Source organism: Paracerasibacillus soli, from assembly GCF_042432965.1.
Lineage (GTDB): Bacteria > Bacillota > Bacilli > Bacillales > Amphibacillaceae > Paracerasibacillus > Paracerasibacillus soli.
This window is the reverse complement of the sequence record NZ_JBHLWL010000032.1, coordinates 1-3,309: the sequence shown is the minus strand read 5'-3', so window position 1 is coordinate 3,309 and position 3,309 is coordinate 1. Positions and strand designations below refer to the sequence as shown.

Here is a 3,309-nt window from a genome sequence, read left to right as displayed (position 1 = left end):
GAATGGCTAAAAAACGAATCAACTGATGAATAATTATTTATTTTAGGGTGGTTCAAAATTTAATTGCGAAGTGGCTCACTTTTCACTTGCGAAATACACCCGTATTTTTTAAATAAATATGGGGAGGGCTGAAGTTTCCTTATAATGAACTACTTGAAAAGACTGGATATATAAATGATTTAAAAGAAGTAAATGAGAGAGACGCCATTATAAACAAAATAGCAACTGAGTCGACAACATGGACCTAATATTAAAGTCATCGAAAATATGACGGCCGAGGACCTTGATGAACAAAAAGGATCAGAAGAAATGCGATCTAATTGAAAAGTCGTTTTATTTTAAAATAAATATTGTGCAATAGAACTATAACTAAAGGGGGAGTTATGCTTGGAAAATCAAGCATCAATCATGCAAACACATAAAGGTAGACTGTCTTATTTTGACGGAGGCTTACTGCAATTTATTGGTTGGACTATTTTAGGTTGGATTGTAACTATATGTACACTTGGAATCTGTCTACCGTGGGCAATTACGATGATATATGGTTGGAAAATTAATCATACCGTTATTGAAGGAAAGAGAATGAAATTTAACGGATCGGCAGTTGGCTTATTCGGTAATTGGATTAAATGGTGGTTCTTGACAATTATCACTATCGGAATATATGGATTTTGGGTATTCATAAAATTAGAGGATTGGAAGGCAAAACACACTACATTTGTTAATTAATACATTATAGGTGTACATTGTTGTACATCTTCTCTTTTATACGAATACAGAACGTATATTCTGCATTCGAAAGCTACGTTTGTATACACATTTAAAAAATTTATTTGTAGGCTACATACATCGTGTGCTAAAATATTTGATTCCGGTAGATTGTCTAAATTAGCAAGACTCTTATTTAATCCAAAAGATCTAGGCTTGTCTTGTCTCTAAAGATAATTTCCTCATAGGTAAACTTACGCAGGATTATCTTCTGACCATGCTTCTTTACGATCATAACGATTGGATGGATTATAACACTTAATGAAATCCCGTAAATCGTTGTATGTATTACATTGGATATTTATTCCCATACCGACCTAGAGAGAGATGCAGAGGGAGTCTGTTGAATCCTTGGAAAAGCTTTTAGTTTAATGAAGTTAACCTTTGTTAATAAACCAAATAGCCACCATGCACATAAACTTGTACATGATGGCTATTTTTATTTGTTTATTCCGTGTACGTGTTAGGTGTGATTGAGTAATGGTACATTCCTATATCACGGGCAATAAAGCCTCTTCTTTGCGCGACTTTAAGTGTCTGAAACATATTCTCCCTACCAACACCATTATCCGTATGTATGTAGACTTTGTTCGCATGCAACCCATTTTCACAAAAATATTTTACTAAATCATAACCCGTGGGTAATATATTTCCTTCATTATCCGCACCCAAATCATGGTCTAAAGATAATATATTAACCTCATTGTTTTCAATATAGTCAATTGCCTCTTCCATATTGCGGGCAACTATAAACCCCTTTGGACAATCCCTTAGGTCGTCTACGTATAGATTAATCATTTAGTAATTCATTCCTTGATTTTATTAGGTATCTGTATCTCTAATTAATTTAGAAAAAAATACTTTCCTTCGATTAAATGATTCGTTTGTTGCGTGCAACAAACGCGCCCTATTCTTAAACAACAAGTTATTTACAGACCACCCCTTTATGAAGTCTCTTCTTCTGGTTCATAACGAGATACGTCTATTTTGTAGTATTCTAAATCATCTTGGGATAAGTTTTTTTCTAAATAATTTTTAACCTTTGGTATATCATCTTCATTATAAACTTCTACCCATAACGTTGAGATGGATTTACCATCTCCAGATTCTTCACCTATCATTGTACTTTGAACATCATATTTATCCCATACAGAGTCCATCACTGTCTCTGTGCTGTAAGGTTCTTTTTGTGTGAAAATTAATAGTGCAATCACTGCCACTGCACATCCTAAAACCAATATTCCCAACTTGCCTTTCAACCCCATTTTATATCCCCCCATGTTATTTGATAATCTGGCCCGTCGTTTGAACAAGGCCAAACTTTGATTTCCCATCTAATATTTATCCTACCATAGATCACCATCAATTTCAGAATAATTTATACTTTCATGTCCCAAACAGGTCATATTCAAGTTAAGTATGAAAAGACATAAGACCAATACTTCTACTACACTCTATCACCATCTCACGGAGGTTATATGTCTTAAAAGAAAGTAGAAAATGATCATTTCGTATTAACACGGGAAGGATAAATGTACGGACAAACGTATACAGATCTATCGTAGTGGTTTTAGAACAAAAGGTGAAGCAGAAGCAGCAAAGGCGATGAATCAAATACTCGCTGAAATAGACTCAGGTGATTATTTCGAACCATCCATGTACCTGATATTCCATTTCATACTTTACGGCATACGCATGCGACAATCCTTATGAGAATGGTGAAAATCCAAAAGTCGTTAGTGAGCCGATTAGGGCATGCTGATGTTGGCATTACATTGGATATTTACTCACACTCCAATCAAGAGTTGCAGCGGACAGGGACCGCCGAAGAAGCTAGAACTTTCCTTGAGCATTGTGACCAACTTCGCTGGAAAGCAGCCTTTACGTTAGCATTACACACAGGTTTACATCGCGGAGAAATTTTGGCATTAATGGAGTTGTGTAGATATGCAGCAACAGACGATTAAGATTAAAGAATCATTGGTCTACACAAAGGAACAGGGACTACAATTTACAACACCTAAAACAACAAATTCAGTCCGGGGAGATTGTTATTTCTGCCAGCTTGATAGATTTATTAAAAGAACTAAAAAGCGAGCAGGAAGACATGAAGAAAAGAATGGGCCCAGCATATTCAAATCATGATCTTGTTATTTGTACAGAAGACGGCAGACCAATTTACCCACGTAACTTCGCAAGAACCTTCTCCCGACTTGTTGAAAAAGCAGGTGTAAAAAGGATCTCCTTACACAGCCTCAGACATACGAATGCCACACTATTAATGAAACAAGGAATTAACCCTAAAATTGTCAGCGAACTTCTAGGACATGCTAATGTAAGTATTACATTGGATATCTATTCCCATACCGACCTGGAAATGCAAAGGGAATCGGCTGAGTCCTTGGAAAACCTTCTAGTTTAATGGAGTTTCCCATGTTAATAATCGAGTAGGAGGAGGTGACTAACCTCCGACCTCTCACACCACCGTACGTACGGTTCCGTATACGGCGGTTTCATTTAAGTCCAACGTAATGTTAGATA

5 protein-coding genes are annotated in these 3,309 nt (G+C 36.1%); 3 read left to right on the top strand and 2 right to left on the bottom strand.

The window, feature by feature from the left end; genetic code table 11:
* The first annotated feature begins 408 nt into the window (after positions 1-408).
* Positions 409-729: a YjgN family protein gene (locus ACFFIS_RS09660; RefSeq protein ID WP_320381535.1), complete on the top strand. Its 321-nt coding sequence runs from the start codon at positions 409-411 to the stop codon at positions 727-729.
* 486 nt (positions 730-1,215) lie between these two features.
* Here the strand turns inward: ACFFIS_RS09660 and ACFFIS_RS09655 are convergent, their stop codons facing one another.
* Entirely contained in the window at positions 1,216-1,566 is a 351-nt protein-coding gene (locus ACFFIS_RS09655; protein ID WP_320381005.1) for a cyclic-phosphate processing receiver domain-containing protein, read from the bottom strand.
* Between the two features lie 146 nt (positions 1,567-1,712).
* The gene (locus ACFFIS_RS09650; protein ID WP_320381004.1) at positions 1,713-2,033 is read right to left on the bottom strand and encodes a YolC/YozM family protein; all 321 of its coding nucleotides are present in this window, start codon (positions 2,031-2,033) and stop codon (positions 1,713-1,715) included.
* 387 nt (positions 2,034-2,420) lie between these two features.
* Here ACFFIS_RS09650 and ACFFIS_RS09640 point away from each other — a divergent pair, with 387 nt between their 5' ends.
* Both ACFFIS_RS09640 and ACFFIS_RS09635 read left to right on the top strand, forming a co-directional pair.
* A complete protein-coding gene (locus ACFFIS_RS09640) occupies positions 2,421-2,735 on the top strand; it encodes a tyrosine-type recombinase/integrase (RefSeq protein ID WP_320381534.1) in 315 nt (104 codons plus the stop codon).
* Complete coding sequence (locus ACFFIS_RS09635) at positions 2,714-3,190, top strand: tyrosine-type recombinase/integrase (protein WP_320381533.1); 477 nt, start codon at positions 2,714-2,716, stop codon at positions 3,188-3,190. Before ACFFIS_RS09640 ends, ACFFIS_RS09635 begins: the two co-directional genes overlap by 22 nt.
* The last annotated feature ends 119 nt before the right edge of the window (positions 3,191-3,309 follow it).